At 40.6% G+C, this 16,073-nt stretch carries 12 protein-coding genes and 1 pseudogene; 5 read left to right on the forward strand and 8 right to left on the reverse strand.

The annotated features are described in order from the left end of the window. On the forward strand, positions 1–921 hold the full coding sequence (locus HY063_06165) for a hypothetical protein (protein MBI3501362.1): 921 nt from the start codon (positions 1–3) through the stop codon (positions 919–921). Between the two features lie 173 nt (positions 922–1,094). Next, entirely contained in the window at positions 1,095–2,069 is a 975-nt protein-coding gene (locus tag HY063_06170; protein ID MBI3501363.1) for a hypothetical protein, read from the forward strand. Positions 2,070–2,198: 129 nt separating this feature from the next. Here the strand turns inward: HY063_06170 and mtgA are convergent, their stop codons facing one another. From mtgA to HY063_06210, 8 genes and pseudogenes are all read right to left on the reverse strand, one after another. Further along, entirely contained in the window at positions 2,199–2,906 is a 708-nt protein-coding gene (mtgA, locus tag HY063_06175) for a monofunctional biosynthetic peptidoglycan transglycosylase (protein MBI3501364.1), read from the reverse strand. A 30-nt stretch (positions 2,907–2,936) separates the two neighbouring features. Continuing rightward, positions 2,937–3,935 (reverse strand): PorP/SprF family type IX secretion system membrane protein, encoded by a 999-nt coding sequence (locus tag HY063_06180; protein MBI3501365.1) that lies wholly within the window; start codon positions 3,933–3,935, stop codon positions 2,937–2,939. Between the two features lies 1 nt (position 3,936). Continuing rightward, the gene (locus HY063_06185) at positions 3,937–4,740 is read right to left on the reverse strand and encodes a gliding motility-associated C-terminal domain-containing protein (GenBank protein MBI3501366.1); all 804 of its coding nucleotides are present in this window, start codon (positions 4,738–4,740) and stop codon (positions 3,937–3,939) included. A gap of 10 nt (positions 4,741–4,750) precedes the next feature. Beyond that, a complete protein-coding gene (locus HY063_06190) occupies positions 4,751–5,458 on the reverse strand; it encodes a tetratricopeptide repeat protein (GenBank protein MBI3501367.1) in 708 nt (235 codons plus the stop codon). Further along, positions 5,455–7,580 (reverse strand): annotated as a pseudogene (locus tag HY063_06195) (phosphoribosylformylglycinamidine synthase subunit PurL). Before HY063_06195 ends, HY063_06190 begins: the two are co-directional and overlap by 4 nt. Before the next feature lie 152 nt (positions 7,581–7,732). Beyond that, a complete protein-coding gene (locus tag HY063_06200; protein ID MBI3501368.1) occupies positions 7,733–8,443 on the reverse strand; it encodes a serine/threonine-protein phosphatase in 711 nt (236 codons plus the stop codon). 170 nt (positions 8,444–8,613) lie between these two features. Next, the gene (locus HY063_06205) at positions 8,614–10,704 is read right to left on the reverse strand and encodes a tetratricopeptide repeat protein (GenBank protein ID MBI3501369.1); all 2,091 of its coding nucleotides are present in this window, start codon (positions 10,702–10,704) and stop codon (positions 8,614–8,616) included. A gap of 45 nt (positions 10,705–10,749) precedes the next feature. Continuing rightward, the gene (locus HY063_06210) at positions 10,750–11,868 is read right to left on the reverse strand and encodes a glycosyltransferase family 4 protein (protein MBI3501370.1); all 1,119 of its coding nucleotides are present in this window, start codon (positions 11,866–11,868) and stop codon (positions 10,750–10,752) included. 57 nt (positions 11,869–11,925) lie between these two features. On the opposite strand from HY063_06210, the gene HY063_06215 reads away from it, so the two are divergent. Genes HY063_06215 through HY063_06225 form a run of 3 tightly spaced genes read left to right on the forward strand, consistent with a single transcriptional unit; the run spans position 11,926 to position 15,941 of the window. Further along, entirely contained in the window at positions 11,926–13,431 is a 1,506-nt protein-coding gene (locus HY063_06215; protein ID MBI3501371.1) for a hypothetical protein, read from the forward strand. A gap of 24 nt (positions 13,432–13,455) precedes the next feature. Beyond that, on the forward strand, positions 13,456–15,189 hold the full coding sequence (locus HY063_06220) for an amino acid permease (GenBank protein MBI3501372.1): 1,734 nt from the start codon (positions 13,456–13,458) through the stop codon (positions 15,187–15,189). Then, positions 15,186–15,941: an SDR family oxidoreductase gene (locus HY063_06225; GenBank protein MBI3501373.1), complete on the forward strand. Its 756-nt coding sequence runs from the start codon at positions 15,186–15,188 to the stop codon at positions 15,939–15,941. The genes HY063_06220 and HY063_06225 overlap by 4 nt, the downstream gene beginning before the upstream one ends. The last annotated feature ends 132 nt before the right edge of the window (positions 15,942–16,073 follow it).

Below are 16,073 nucleotides of genomic sequence, written 5' to 3' on the forward strand. Positions count from 1 at the left end.
ATGAAACGGTTTTATTTTTTTTCTCTTTTACTTTTTCTTTTCATCACCCTGAGCGGAGTCGAAGGGTTTTCTCAAGATGAGGAAGAACAAAAACCTTTCAGAAACCTGAAAGGCGCCAAGGGATTTCATGCCGGAATTTATCTCGGAAGTTTGTTTGCGAATAAAAATACTTCCAACCTTTATGACGGCTGGGGCTATGACGAAAACGGAAAGCGAAATGATTTTCTGAATTCATTCATGTACCGCAGAATTGTAAATGATTTTGGCGGAGGCAACGGGCTTACGGACCAGGTGGCTGCCGCATTGGGCGTAGACCATACCGGATGGACGTTTGACCAAACAGATATGCCCATCAATATGAAATATAATTCGGCATTTATGTTTGGCTTCCAAATGAATTTTGGTTTTACGAAAAAAGATGTATTGATTGTAAACGTGAACGCATCCAAACTTTCGCTCAGCGGAAATTTCAGCATTCAACTTACCAATCCGCAAGTCGGTTACTCGCAGCCGAATTATGAAAACCTGAAAACCTTTTCCATCGCAGGAGGCGAACAGCGATTGATTATTCAGGCGGGTTACCGGAGAATTTTAGGAGAGAATTCATCTATGAATTTTTTTGTTGAAGGCGGACCGCTGATTAATTACACAAAATATATAAAGAATCAGATTGCAATAAATAATTTAGTGATTGACCTTTCCTTTTATTACATGCAACCCTATTTTGCAACGTATCACGCAAGTTACCTGCGCGGAACCGGATTGGGAACATTTACAGGTTTTGGTTTAAACATTGCCGCAAGCGAGAAGTGGACATTGCAGTTGCTTTACAATCCTTCCCTAGAAAAAATAAATATCGGAGAAAATCCGAAACTTGCTTTGCAGCATTCGGCAGGCGCGAGAATTTTCTACAACCTTTAATTTTTTTATTTCATATTCATTTCGGGAAATTTTTTCTGAAAAGAGAATTTTAATTTCTGTTTACTGAAAATTTTTCTCTTTCACGCATTTTATTTTTTGGAACAGGATTTATTTTCAAAAGAAAAAATCAAGTTCAACTCTCCTGCTCTTTAGCGGGAATAAAATTTCACATCATGGAAACTACACAAGAAAGCAGCAACACTGGTAGCGGGGCAAAACGCGGGCTTAACATTACAATTCTTCTTTTACTGTGCGTGGGGCTCATTGGCGCAGGCGCATTTGGAATTTATGAACGAATGCAAAAAAATAAATACAAAGAAGAATTAAAGATTCAGACCGGTGACCTTCAATCGAAAAATGCAAAAACCTTTTCCACCATAGAAAATAACCTGGCGGAACTGAACGCCCGCGAAGGAATTCTTGCACCTCCATTGGGCAAAGAAACAAGCGGCACGTATGAAGACCGCATTGCGCGTTCCATCAACGCCCTTGAAACAGTGATGAAAAAAAACCACGAGATGATTGATAATCTTCGCGCGCAGGTGGGAGCAAAAGACACCCGCATTCAGCGGTTTGAAAAACAGATGGCGAAAATTTCAAAGCGGCTGAACGAATTCAAATCAAAAAATGAATCTCTCACCGTGCAGATTGAATCGCTGCAGAAGGACTTAGACATGGCAAACCAAATGCGCTCTTCCATCAGCGATGAACTTGCACTGCGAAAAAAAGAACTGGAAGAAAAATCAGCAGCGGTTGAAAAACAATCTGCCGATTTAGCGGCAAAAGAAAAAGAACTTCACACCGCGTATTACACCGTTGGCACTTACAAGGAACTGAAAGAAAATAACGTGGTGGAAAAAGAAGGCGGCATCATAGGATTGGGAAGCGCAACGGCTTTGAAAAAAGATTTTGACAGAAAACATTTCAACCAGATAGATATTCTCAATTACACTTCCATTCCGGTTTTCAGCAAGAGTGTTCAAATCATAACCAATCACAACACGAATAGTTATGAAATTGTGCGTGGAGCGAACGGAGAAGTGCAATGGCTGAAAATTACCGACCCGCAAAAATTCTGGGAGAACAGTAAATATTTAGTGGTCATCAAAAAAGGACCAACTGCAGCGGCAACGGCAAGCATTTATTAAATACAAATGGATGATTGGATGATTGGATGGTTGGAAGATTGGATGATTGGAAGACATCCATTCTTCCATTCATCCACCCTTCCGAAATCTTTTCAAACATAAGTTGGTTTTGAATATAAAACAGGCATTTTATTTTTTCTCATTCTCAAAATTTAACTCCCTCCAGTTTTCCATCTGTTCAAGAATCCACTGCTGTCGTTTGCGGACAAACGCAGACGGATTCTTGGCAGAAAATTTTTGCGGACTGGGAAGCACGGCAGCAAGCAATGCCGCCTGAGAGCGCGAAATATTTTTTGCAGAGGTGTGAAAAAATTCCTGCGAAGCGGCTTCCGCGCCATAAATTCCATCGCCAAACTCAACCACATTCAGATACACTTCGAGAATCCTTTTTTTATTCCAGATGGTTTCGATGAGAAAAGTAAAATATACTTCAAAGCCCTTGCGAAGCCAGTTTCTTCCGTCATAGAGAAAAACATTTTTGGCGGTTTGCTGGCTGATGGTGCTGGCTCCGCGCTTGCGCCTGTGATTTTTATTGTGCTCCATTGCTTTTTCAATGGCATCGAAATCGAAACCGCGATGCGAAAAAAAATTCTGGTCTTCGGAACAAATCACCGCCAGTTGAAGGTTGGGAGAAATTGTTGAAAGTGCTGTCCAGTTTTTTTTCAGTTTCACTTCCCGCTTACTGTCGAATGTTTGCTGAACGCAGCGAATAAGCATGAGCGGAGTAACCGGAATGGGGACCCAGCGGAATAAAATCACAGACAGAATGCTGATACTGAAAAACCACAAACAAACTTTCAGAAAAATGCGCCAGAGTTTTTTGAAAAACTTTTTCATTTAAAAAATTCTTTTCCAATAAGAAAAAACTCAATATTGAAAAGTGGGGCACTCTGCCGTGCGGTAATGCTTTGCATTGTCAGCGCCATCGGAATAAGGCGAAGGAGAAAGCCCGAGCATCACTTCCTGCGAATTTGCAAAACCAAGCCGGTAAGGCGCAATGGTATAATCGTATGCAAACCCGATTACTAATTTATCGAAACGGAACTGAACAATGCCGGCTATGGCATCAAAGTGGCGGTAGGACAATCCCACTGCAAAATATTTATTCAGGTAAGCAAGCAGGGTGTAATCAAAAGAAGGAAGCGTAGCAAAATTATATTTTACATGAAGCGATTGCAGCACGAGCAAATAAGAGAGCGGCCACCATTTTCTTGTGGCGGCAAAATAAAAATGCGGAGGAAGTGTTCCGGGAGTGCCAATCATATCTCCGCCTTGTTTGAGATTATATTTATACAATTGCTTAACCGATAAATCAAACGACCATTTGTTGTTCCAGAATTTTATTCCTGGAATAAAATCGGGATAAAGCCAGAGATGTTTTGAATTAACTGCTGGGTCAAAAGAAATTTGTGACAAGCCGAAATTATATCTCCGCGCGCCTGATGCCATTCCGAATGCAATAAATCCTTTGCGGTAAATGCGCATGAGATAGGTGTACGAAGCATAAAAATCATCGGTAGCAATTACGCTTCCCAGCCGGTCGCCTTGCCAATACGCGCCCACTCCGTGCCAGCCGTGCGTCAAACTGTTTTTGTTTCCGTAGTAAGTGGTCACATTAAAAAATTCCGTACTCGGAGCATTTTCAAATCCAATCCACTGCCTGCGCACGCCTGCAAGGGCTTCGTATTTATTATTTGAAACTCCGGCAGCGGCAGGATTCATTCCGTAATTGTTCAGCATGAACTGCGTGTACTGCGGAGTTTGCTGTGCGGAACATGTCAAAAGAGAAAAGTTAAAAGTCAAAAGTAAAATTCCGGCAAGGGCTGTTCTCTTTTGAATTTTGAATTTTGAATTTTGAATTTTCATTTTATCTCATTATGGTTACGCTTCCTTTTTTTGCTTCCTTCTCTTTATCGTTTTTATCCTGGTAGAAAAAATAATAGTACACCGAAACAGGAACAGGAATGCCGAGATAACTTTTTCCATCCCACGGCTTGTATGTTTCGCGTTGTTCCACCACTTTTGTTCCCCACCGGTCGAAAACAATTAAATGAATGTTGTTGAAATATTCTGCATTGGCAATTTGCCAGGTATCATTGATGCCGTCATCATTCGGAGTAAAATAACTTTCGGGAGAAACAAAACAGGTTTCTTCATTCAGGTCGAACGAAAAAGAAGCGGTGCAACTTTTTGCATCGGTAACAATAACGGAATAATTTCCTCCGCCCAATTGCTCAATGAAAGAATTGGTGCTTCCCGTATTCCACGAATAACTGTATGCACCGTTTCCGCCCGAAATGCCGAGAATAATGCTTCCGTTGCTGGTGCAAAAAGGATGCTGAATATTTCCTGCCGTATCATTTTTTATGGGAGTAGGACCGACAATGAATGAACCCGAAACAGAACTTGCGGTGTTATCAGTAACAATGATGGAATAATTTCCGGGCGTAAGTCCCGTAATGCTTGAAGTAGTTTGACCGTCCGGCTGCCACTGATACGTATAAGGAGAAGTTCCTCCCGAAACAGAAACAGAAATACTTCCGTCCGCACTTGTTGCGCAGGTTGCATTGGTAATGGTGGATGAAATGCTTGGTTGAGCAATAAGGAAAGAGGTAAGAAGAAAAAAGTAAGAAGTAAGAATAAATTTAATCGATGTAATCTTTTTTTGCATCGGTGTAATCTTATTTACAAAAAATATTACTGAGTTCTTCCGCTTTAATGCTTCCTATTGAAATGGCTTTCTGCAAATCTTCGCAGGCCGATTGTTTTTCTTTATTCATATACTTCACCGTTGCCATACCAATGTATGCTTCCACATATTTCGGATTTAACTCCGTTACTTTTTTATAATCGTCAATGGCTTCGTAATAACTTCCACTCAAATCCTGCCAGTACGCGCGGCTGTAATATGCTTCGAGATAATCGGGCTTGATTTTTATTGCCTGGGTTAAATCCTCTATGGCATCGGCATAATTGGAAAGATACGCGCTGGCAATGGCTCGGTTGTAATACGCTTTCGGATTAGACGGATTCGTGTCAATTGCTTTTGAAAAATCTTTTATGGCGCTCACATAATCCTCTTTTGCCGCCTTCATAATTCCCCGGTAAAAATAAGCGTCTGAATATTTTGAATTCAGTTTGATTGTTTTTCCGAAATCATCCGATGCATTTTTAAAATCGAGCGCTTTCAGATAGGCGAATCCCCGCAGGCAATAGGCGCTGTCAAAATCGGCTTTGAGAGAAATTGCACGCGAGCAATCTTCAATCATTCCCCTGAAATCATTTTTAGATTCTTTCTCCCTGGCAGATTTCAAAAGTTCTGAGGAAGTTTGCGCGGAAAGAGAAAAAACAATACAACAATAAGACAATAAGACGATTTGTTTTTTCATTTCAAAAGATTTTCCAAAGAAGTATTGTAAATATTTTTTGCTTCTTCCACTTTAAAAAAAGTTTCTTCGTCAATCGTCATTTCATCGCCCATCACCGTGCCGAGCGAAGAAAAATCCACATCGCCTTTCATCATTTCATCCAAGAAAATATCTTCGTCCTTTGCAGCAACAGTCACAACAATTCTGCTTTGGCTTTCTCCGAACAAAAATGCATCGCTGCGGATGAATTCATCGGTGCTGATGTCAAAGCCGATATTTCCGTATATGGAAGATTCTGCGAGTGTGATAAAAAGTCCGCCATCCGAAACATCGTGCGCGGACTGAATTAAATTTTTCCGGATTAAATTTTTCACTGCCTGCTGAACTTTAAATTCTTCTTCCAAATCAAAAAACGGAGTCGGAGATAATTTCACTTTGTGAAATGAATATAAATATTCCGAGCAGTTCATATCATCGCGCATTTCTCCTATGATATAAATCAAATCTCCCTCTTGTTTGAAATTCAAAGTCATTTTATTTTTCTTCTCTAAAATTCCCAGCATCCCGATTGTCGGAGTTGGAAACACGGGTCCTTCGTAGGAAGATTGATTGTAGAAACTTACATTTCCTCCCGTAACAGGTGTTCCGAATTTTTTACAGGCAGTTCCCATTCCTTTTATTGCGCCAACGAATTGCCAGTACACCTCCGGGTTGTATGGATTTCCAAAGTTCAAACAATTTGTAATCGCGAGCGGCTCTCCGCCTGAGCAAACAATATTTCTTGCCGCTTCAGAAACTGCAATCGAAGCGCCAACTTCCGGGTCAGCGTAAACATAACGCGCGTTGCAATCGCATTTGAATGCAAGCGCAGAATCTGTGTCTTTCAAATTTACAATCGCGGCATCGCTCGGAAAATTTGTGCTTTGATTCACTGTGCCGACCATTGAATCATATTGGTTGTACACCCAGCGTTTCGAACAAATATTCGGATGCGAAAGCAAAAACTTTGCGGACTCTTTTAAATCCTTCGGCTCTTTAATTTTTTCCGCAGAAAAATTTTTCGCTTCTGAAAAATAAGCCGGCTCTTTGAATTCGCGCGTATAAACGGGCGCGCCTCCGCCAAGCACCAATGATTCGGCAGGAACATCGGCAACTAATTCTCCGTTCAGAAAATATTCCAAACGTTTTGTATCGGTAACTTCTCCAATCACCGCGTAAGGAATATCCCATTTATCTAAAATCTGCTCGACAGATTTTTCTTTTCCTTTTTTCACAACGAGCAACATTCTTTCCTGCGATTCGCTGAGAAGAATTTCCCACGCGCTCATATTTTGCTGGCGAAGCGGAACTTTATCGAGATAAATTTTCATTCCGTGTTCTCCTTTTGCAGACATTTCGGAAGTAGAACAGGTAATTCCCGCTGCGCCCATATCCTGCATTCCGATATATCCTTTGAAGCGAAAGCCGCTCCGTGAATTCCATCTTTTCCGGTAGCAGAACCCACTATGTAAATTTTATTTCCGACTCCGTGCGAAGTGGCAGAAATAGTTTCGCCAACTTTCACAATTCCCGCGCTCATTGCATTCACGAGCGGATTCACATTGTAACATTCATCAAAAAAAACTTCTCCGCCAACGGTGGGAATTCCAAAGGCATTTCCATAATCACCGATTCCTTTCACAACGCCTTTTACCAGCCATTTTGTTTTCTCCATTTTCAAATCTCCGAAGCGGAGAGAATTCAATTGCGCAATCGGTCGCGCGCCCATCGTGAAAATATCGCGGTTAATCCCACCAACTCCTGTTGCCGCTCCTTGATACGGTTCAATCGCTGAAGGATGATTGTGCGATTCGATTTTGAACGCGCACGCCAATCCATTTCCGATATCAACCAAGCCGGCATTTTCTTCTCCGGCTTTTGCTAACAAATTTTTTCCTTCGCGTGGAAGTGTTTTTAATAACTTGATGGAATTTTTATAGGAACAATGCTCGCTCCACATCACGGAGTAAATGCTGAGTTCAGTAAAGTTGGGAGTTCTACCGAGAATCTTTTTTATTTTTTCAAATTCTTCGGGAAGCAATCCGAGCTGTTGAGCAGTTTCGACTGAAGTTTCTATTTCCTTTTCTTTCACAAGCGTTGACATAAATTCTTATTCTGAAATTTGAGTGTCGAAGATAAAATATTTAGGAATAAAATAATCAGGAATTACTAACACCTTTGAAGAAGGGAAATCCCGATAGCCATCGGCAGGAAGAATGGAAGAATGGAAGAATGGAAAAAATATTTTTTGTGAATCTATATCTTCACGCCAATCACCAGCACATCATCCACTTGTTCAAAGTTGCCTTTCCACTTTTCAAAAACAGCAGCAAGATTTTTTTTCTGCTCTTCCATCAGAAGTTTATGGCTTTCCATAATTTTTTCTTCAAGTTGTTTGTACTTGAATTTTTTTCCTTTCGGTCCGCCAAACTGGTCGGCAAAGCCATCGGTGAAAATATAAATTGTATCGCCCTTTTTCAATTCTACTATTTGATGAGTAAAGGGCAGGAGTTCTTCATCGCCATATTTTCCCACCGGCATTTTGTCGGACCTGTACTCGGTGAGTTGCCCGTTTCTCACCAGCCAAAGAGGATTGTTTGCCGCAGCAAAATGTAAAATTCGGTCATCAAAATTATAGGCGCACAGCACGCAATCCATTCCGTCCTTGGCTTCTTCATCGCTGCCTTCGGGGTTGAGCGAAGTGACAATGGTGGTGCGGATATCATCCAGGATTTCGCTCGGATGGAAAATATTTTTTTCGAGAATGGCTTCGTTAAGCGAAGAAATGCCGAGCATGCTCATAAAAGCTCCCGGAACACCATGTCCCGTGCAGTCAGCCGCAGAAATATAAAAAGTTTCTTTGCCCGTGATTGGGTTTTTATAAGAGAGTGCGTAATAAAAATCACCGCTTACAATATCTTTCGGCTTGTAGAAAATAAAAAAACTGGCCGGGTCAAGTGTTTCCATCGTGAAAGTTTTTAGAGTTTAAATATATTATTTTTTCATCAGGCGTTTCAATGTTTTGTCAATGTATTTTTCGGTGGGCATCATGCACTTTTGAATGCGGCCTGCGTAATGAATGCTGTCGAGAATCTCTTTTTGTTTTTCTTCCACTAATTGTTTAATTGTTTTTGCTTTTATATTTTAACTCCAATCACCAGCACATCGTCAATCTGCTCTTTGTTACCTTTCCATTTCATAAATGTTTCGTGCAAGATTTTTTCCTGCTCGGGCATGGTGAGGTTGGAATTGGCGAGCAGCAGCTCCTTGAAGTTTTTTGTCATGAGTTTTTTCCCTTTCGCTCCGCCTAATTGATCGGCATAGCCATCGGAAAAAATATAAAACGCATCGCCCTGCTTCGCGGAAAAAGAATGATTGGTAAATTCATATTCCTCCTGCGTCATTAATCCGCCTATGGAAAATTTATTTCCTTTTATTTCTTCCAGAATGCCGGCTTCTCTCACCAGATAAAGCGGGCGCATGGCTCCGGCAAATTCCACATTTTCTCCCTGAAAACTCAGCAGAGCAATATCCATTCCATCGCGGCTTTCCGATTGTTGTTCATGCTGCTTGAGCGCAGCGCGCACACCCTGGTGCAGGTGAAATAAAATTTCGGAGGGCTTCCGGATAGTTTTCTCCAGAACAATTTCGTTCAGCAGGCGGTTTCCAATCATGCTCATGAGCGCGCCCGGAACTCCATGCCCGGTACAATCCACGGCAGCAATAAAGCGCACTCCTTTTTTTTCAGCGAACCAGTAAAAATCTCCGCTGAGAATATCGCGCGGTGTAAAATAAACAAACGCGTTGGGGAAAAGGCGGTATTTTATTTCTTTGGCGGGAAGAAACGCATCCTGAATTTTCTGCGCATAGTTAATGCTGTCGGTAATGTCTTTATTTTTTTGTTCGATAATTGTTTTCTGAAATTCAATTTCGCTTTTGGCTTTCCGCGTTTGACGGTAACTTCTGAAAATAAGAAGGGCGATTGCAAGAATCAGGGCAAATCCCGCTATGAAAAAATTGCGTATAGCTGCCTGGCGTTTTGCTTCTGCCTGCGTAAGTTCGTCTTTATGCTTCTGAACGAGTTCTTCCTCGCGCTGCTTTTTTTCAAACTCATAATTTATCTGTGCTTCGGTGATTTTCTGAACATTTTTTTCATTCAGCAAACTATCTTTCGCTTTTACAAACTCCCGGTAATTTTTCAGCGCCTGTTCAAACTTTCCGGTTTTAAAATAGGCATTGTACAATCCGTCATAACAATTTCTCACCAGTTCCAGGTCGTTGGTTTCTTTAGCGAGCGCCAGCGAATTTTCAATGTATGCAATGGCTTCTGGTGCGCGATTTGTTTCAGCAAGATGTTCGCCTATATTCAGAAGAATCAATCCTTCTCCGTTTTTATCTCCGAGTTTTCTTTTTATGTACAATGCTTTTTGCTCATACTTATCTGCTTTTTTGAACTCTTTCATAGCAGAAAATACATTTGCAATATTCGTGTATGAACTTGCAAGTTCGTTGCTGTCGCCCATTTCTTCACGCATCTTCAGCGCTTTCATATTATAATCATAGGCATTTTTCAAATCATTCAATGAATGATACGTGTTCGCAATGTTTGAATAGGCATTGGCAACTGCTTTTTTTTCTCCGAGTTCCTCGTGCGTTTTCAGCGAGCGGAAATAATACGTGAGCGCTTCATCGTACTTTTCACGGCTCGCGCTGAGAATTCCAAGATTCAATTCAATGGTTGCAATTCCATCTTTGTCTTTCAACTCTTCCGCAATTTTCAGCGCTTCGAGATAAGATTGCTGCGCGCCCACATAATCACCCATTGACCAGCAGGCAACGCCAATGTTTGAATACACTCCTGCTATTTGTTTTTTTGTTCCCGATGCCTTCCGTATGGGAAGCGCCTGCATCAAATATTCTTTCATGGCGCGGTAATTTCCCCGGTAATAATAAATGATGGCGCAATTTTTCAGCGCGGTTGCCATTCCATTTTTATAATTTATTTCTTTGGAAAGTTTTAATGCTTCGTTAGCATTCTGCAGAGAGAGGTCGTAGGAATTTTTATCGGCATACTTTTGGGCAAGTTCGTTCAGCAAATTGATCTTAGAAGTATCGTTCTTGGGATTTTTCAGCGCGGCAAGAAGAGAATCAATGCCGGGCTGCGCCTGAACGAAAGAAATATTCTGCAGGAAAATAAAGAGAAAATAAAAAAGTGTCTTAAAGTTCATTGTAGGGAATTTTCAGAAGTAAAAATAATTAATTTGCTCATGCCTTTAAACAAACCGGGAATAAATCTCCGTTAAAATCTTCTCTTCATTTTCCCAGCAGAATTCTTTAGCAGCAAGAAGACAGTTTGATTTCCATTCTTTCATTTTGTCAGTGTTGGCGAGCATGAAATTTATTTTTTCGGCTATGTGTTTCGGCTCGTGATTTTCAATGATGATTCCTATTTCATATTTTGAAAAAATCTTTTTTATTTCCGTAAGATTGGAAGCAAGCACCGGAACTGCCGCATGCAGGTAATCAAAGATTTTATTCGGCAAAGAAAATTTATAGTTGATGTTTGTGTCTTTATCGAGTGAAATCCCGATATCGGCACATGCCGTGTAGTTTTTCAATCCTTCAAACGGGACTTTTTTTCTGAAAATAATTTTTTCACGAAGATTTAATTTTTCGGTTTTGTTTTTCACTGCTTCAAGAATATCACCATCTCCGACAATCAGCAACACAGCATCGTTTACATATTGCATTGTCTCCACTGTTTCAAGAAGCCCTCTGTCAATATTTACAGAACCTTGATACAGAATTATTTTTTTTTCTTCAGGTAATTCAAGATCCTTTTTTGCTTTATAAATAAATTTTTTATTTGTGGCTGACAATGGAAAATTCCTTACAACTTTCACATCAACTCCATATTCATCTTTATAAAGTTTGGCAATGGAATCATTCACAGTATAAACAAATTTGAGTTTGGGAAAAATCCACTGCTCGATTTTTTTCCAACTGCTCCTCGCAAAATTTCTACCCTGCAATTCCGGCACGCCCGTGAAATATTCATGGCTGTCATGAACAAGATTACAGCCGTTGATTTTTGCGGCAAAAAAATTTGCAAGAAGAGTATCCAAATCATTTGTAACTAAAATTTCTGCGCGGTGAAAGAGCAAATAAAAAAACAAATGCAAATTATATTCCGCATAAAACAAGGGACCTTTTTCAAAAAGCAAAAACATTCGTTTGGTTTTATAGGAACGTTTTTCAAGCGGCAAACTCTTTCTTCGCAATCTTCCGACTAACACAACATCAAAGCCGATACGTTGAAGAAAAAGGCATACCTTGTGAACCCGCTGTTCGGAAGTCAAATCGTTTGTAACAGAAAGAATTATTCGCTTCATTTTTTGCGAATGTAATATTTAAGAGGCAATAACTAATATTGAATTATATTTGAGAATATGATTGGGATTTTGCTGGCAATTTTTTATACGGCAGTTTTTATTTTTCTCATCCGGAAACTTTCTTTTTTTTCTGCAGAAGGAATTTCCAAAAACGCTTTCACGTTTGCTTTCCTGGTGAAAATTATTTTTGGTTTCGGATTCTGGGCGCTTTATTCTTACTATAGCCGCTATCAAAACAGAGCCGATGCATTTTTATATTTTGACGATGGAAAAATTCTTTACAGCGCGCTTTTCAAAAATCCTGTTGACTATATTAAACTATTGCTCGGCTTCAACGATGCTTCGCTCAATCCATACATTGAACAAACCGGCTACTGGCTGCGCGAATTTAACCAAGGGCTTTACAACGAAACGCGCACGGTGATTCGGTTCAATGCGCTGGTGTGCTTATTCTCATTCGGGAATTATCATGTGCACACAGTATTCATGTGTTTTATCTCTTTCACCGGGCTTGCGGGCATTTATAAAACTTTTCTTCCTTACCTGAAAAATAAAAAACGGGAATTGTTCATCGCAGTTTTTTTTATTCCTTCCGTTCTTTTCTGGGGCTCGGGGGTTTTGAAAGAAGGATTGATTTTGTTTTCAATGGGAATGTCAATTTACCTGTGGTTCAAACTTCTTCAGGAAAAATTTTCGCTCCTGCGGTTTATTTCACTGCTGATTTTTCTGTGGCTTCTTGCCGCTTCCAAAATTTATGTTCTGTTAATTATTCTGCCCGCGCTCATCGCTCACACTTGGATTGTTAAGTCAAATAAAAATTTTTCTGCATTGAAATATTCTGCTGTTCTCCTTCTTTACGTTTCTGCCGGATTGCTGCTTCCCCACTTCGATTTTCCGTTTATGCTCTTTGAAAAACAGCGGCAAAGCATTTATCTTTCGCGTGGAGGAAGTTATCTTGAGAATGAGCAGGCGAAAAGATTTATCTATATAAAATCAGATGTAAAAGACAGAATCATTCCGCTGAAGGATAAACCAGGCTATTGCAAAATAAAACCGGGCGTTCCCTATTTAAAATGGACGCTGGATAATTATCTTGACACAGGGAAAGTTTATAATTCCATTGACACAACAACCTACTGGATTTTTTACAATCAGGAGGGAGCCGGAAGCAGAATTGATATTCCGGTTCTTTTTCCATCGGCAGGAAGTTTACTGAAAACCTCTCCGCTCGGTTTTTTTATTTCTCTTTTCCGTCCGCATTTGCTCGAAGCAAAAAATCCGCTCATGCTTTTTTCTGCCGTTGAAAATTTTTTTATTCTTCTTTTCATTTTGCTTTGCTTGTTCTTCCACAAAATAAATTCAGAAAACTTTCATCTCTTTCTCTTCTGCGTGACGATTGTAATTTTATTGTATACGCTTGTTGGAATTACCACCGCCATTCTCGGTTCGGCAGTGCGGTATAAAATGCCTGCACTTCCGTTTTTGTTCATCGCCATGCTGCTCATTCTCGATAAAGAAAAATTGCTGAACAAGTTTCCTTTCCTGAGAAAAATTCTCGCATAGAAAATTTTTTACTTTTGCCCACCAATGAATTTTTCCAATCTCTTCCGAAAAAAATCCATCTCGCAAATTCTCAAACAAGTTCACGCAGGAGAAACGGATGCCGAATACACTCCGCTTGCAAAAACTCTTGGCGTTCGCGATTTAACTGCGTTTGGAATTGCCGCAATCATTGGCGCTGGAATTTTTTCTACCATAGGAACTGCGAGCGCGGATGGCGGTCCCGGAGTAATTTTTCTTTTCATCTTCACTGCCATTGCCTGCGGATGCGCTGCGTTTGCCTATGCGGAATTTGCTTCGATGGTTCCTGTTTCGGGAAGCGCTTACACATATTCTTATGTTGCATTCGGTGAACTCATCGCGTGGATTATCGGCTGGGCGCTGATTATGGAATACGCTGTGGGAAATGTTGTTGTTGCAGTTTCTTGGTCAGATTATTTCACGGGAATGCTTGACAAAATTCAAATCGGTTCCATTCACGGAATTCATATTCCCGAATGGGCAAGCATTGATTATGTTTCTGCTTCCAATTTTTTTCAAACGGCTTCGGAAGAAATTTCAAAAGGAGCTGTGCTTTCCGATTTATCTGAAAACATTCGCACCGGTTATCTTGCCTGGCTGAATGCTCCCACACTCGGAGGTTTCAGGATCATTGCCGATTTTCCCGCAGTGGCGATTGTAATTTTTATCACCTGGCTCGTTTACATTGGAATCAAAGAAACGCGCAATGCGAGCAATGCAATGGTGGTCATCAAACTTTCTGTCGTTCTTCTTGTAATTGCAATCGGAATTTTTCACGTGGACGCGAGCAACTGGAATCCCTTTATGCCGAATGGTGTTGGTGGAATTTTAAAAGGGGTGTCGGCAGTTTTTTTTGCGTACATCGGCTTCGATGCAATTTCTACCACAGCGGAAGAATGTAAAAATCCGGAGCGCGATTTGCCGAAAGGAATTATGTATGCCATCATCATTTGTACCTTATTATATATAGTTGCCGCGCTGGTGATAACCGGAATGGTGAAATACGACCAGCTTGCCGTTGGCGACCCGCTCGCTTTTGTTTTCGGAAAATTAAATATGGGCTGGCTCTCCGGAATTATTGCGGTGAGCGCGGTGATTGCAATGACGAGCGTGCTGCTCGTTTACCAGATGGGGCAGCCGCGAATCTGGATGAGCATGAGCCGCGATGGGTTGCTGCCGAAAAGATTTTCTACCATTCACAAAAAATATCAAACGCCATCGTTCTCCACCATCACAACGGGATTTGTTGTTGCGATTCCCGCTTTATTTATTCCGAGCGATGAAATTTTAAATCTTTGCTCGATGGGAACTTTGTTTGCATTTGTGCTGGTGTGCGCAGGAGTTTTGAAATTACAGAATGACCCGGAACGTCAGCAGGGAAAATTCAGAACTCCTTATCTGAATTCAAAATTTATTATGCCTGCACTTTTAATTCTCTCTGGAATTTTAATTTATGTTTACGAAAAAGATTGGCTGAATGATTTTTGTTCTTATGGAAACTGGGATGCATTCAAAGATAAAATTCCGATGTGGCTTTTCATTATTCTCACTCTTGCGATGACATTTTTATCCTTCACAAAAAATCTTTCTCTCATTCCCGTTCTCGGATTAATTTTTTGTTTCTACATGATGGCGCAGATTCCTCTCTCAAGCTGGTTTGGATTTTTAATCTGGCTGCTTATCGGATTATCCATTTATTTTACATTTGGAATTAAGAATAGCAAATTAAGTAAAGCATGATAGCACTTATCACAGGCGCAACTTCCGGCATAGGAAAATCCTCCGCGGAAATTTTTGCTAAGAACGGATATGATTTAATTATCACCGGCAGAAGAAATGACCGGCTGGAAAAAATTTCAGATGAACTCAGGAAAAAATTCAAAGTAAAAGTTCTTACGCTGAATTTTGATGTGTGCAATAGAAAAGAAGTAGAGAAAAATATTTCATCACTGAAAAAAGAATGGAAAAAAATTGATGTGCTGCTCAACAATGCAGGACTTGCTTCCGGACTTTCTCCTATACAGGAAGGCGACATTGATGACTGGGAAAAAATGATAGACACCAACGTGAAAGGACTTTTGTATGTAACGCGGATGATTGCCCCTCTGATGATTCAGAATAAAAAAGGTCACATAATAAATGTTGCATCGCTCGCAGGCAAACAAGCGTATCCGAAAGGAAATGTTTACTGCGCTACAAAATTTGCGGTTGACGCGCTCAGCCAAAGTATGCGCATTGACATGCTCGAACACGGCATCCGCGTGACGAACATTGCGCCCGGTTTGGTGGAAACGGAATTTTCCATAGTGCGTTTTCACGGAAATGCAGAGCGAGCAAAATCCACTTACGCGAATATTCAGCCGCTCACTGCCAATGATATTGCCGAAATAATTTTCTGGTGCGCATCGCGTCCTGCGCATGTGAACATAAATGATGTGGTGATTACGCCCACCGCGCAGGCGAACGCATATTTGGTGCATCGGAAGAATTAAGCCACAGATTTCACTAATTGCCACTAATTTTTTTCTGTGTTAATCTGGGTAATCAGTGGCGGTAATTCTTAAATTTGCCTCATGTATTCAGGAATTTCAAAACGCTTTCTTTGCAGGTACTGGCAGGATAAT

Source organism: Bacteroidota bacterium (assembly GCA_016195025.1).
Classification (GTDB): Bacteria; Bacteroidota; Bacteroidia; order Palsa-948; family Palsa-948; genus Palsa-948.

Bases quoted from the DNA above. Each gene is read 5' to 3' on its own strand.
- HY063_06165 (MBI3501362.1), top strand. From the start codon at position 1: ATGAAACGGTTTTATTTTTTTTCTCTTTTACTTTTTCTTTTCATCACC.
- HY063_06170 (MBI3501363.1), top strand. From the start codon at position 1,095: ATGGAAACTACACAAGAAAGCAGCAACACTGGTAGCGGGGCAAAACGC.
- mtgA (MBI3501364.1), bottom strand. From the start codon at position 2,906: ATGAAAAAGTTTTTCAAAAAACTCTGGCGCATTTTTCTGAAAGTTTGT.
- HY063_06180 (MBI3501365.1), bottom strand. From the start codon at position 3,935: ATGAAAATTCAAAATTCAAAATTCAAAATTCAAAAGAGAACAGCCCTT.
- HY063_06185 (MBI3501366.1), bottom strand. From the start codon at position 4,740: ATGCAAAAAAAGATTACATCGATTAAATTTATTCTTACTTCTTACTTT.
- HY063_06190 (MBI3501367.1), bottom strand. From the start codon at position 5,458: ATGAAAAAACAAATCGTCTTATTGTCTTATTGTTGTATTGTTTTTTCT.
- HY063_06200 (MBI3501368.1), bottom strand. From the start codon at position 8,443: ATGGAAACACTTGACCCGGCCAGTTTTTTTATTTTCTACAAGCCGAAA.
- HY063_06205 (MBI3501369.1), bottom strand. From the start codon at position 10,704: ATGAACTTTAAGACACTTTTTTATTTTCTCTTTATTTTCCTGCAGAAT.
- HY063_06210 (MBI3501370.1), bottom strand. From the start codon at position 11,868: ATGAAGCGAATAATTCTTTCTGTTACAAACGATTTGACTTCCGAACAG.
- HY063_06215 (MBI3501371.1), top strand. From the start codon at position 11,926: ATGATTGGGATTTTGCTGGCAATTTTTTATACGGCAGTTTTTATTTTT.
- HY063_06220 (MBI3501372.1), top strand. From the start codon at position 13,456: ATGAATTTTTCCAATCTCTTCCGAAAAAAATCCATCTCGCAAATTCTC.
- HY063_06225 (MBI3501373.1), top strand. From the start codon at position 15,186: ATGATAGCACTTATCACAGGCGCAACTTCCGGCATAGGAAAATCCTCC.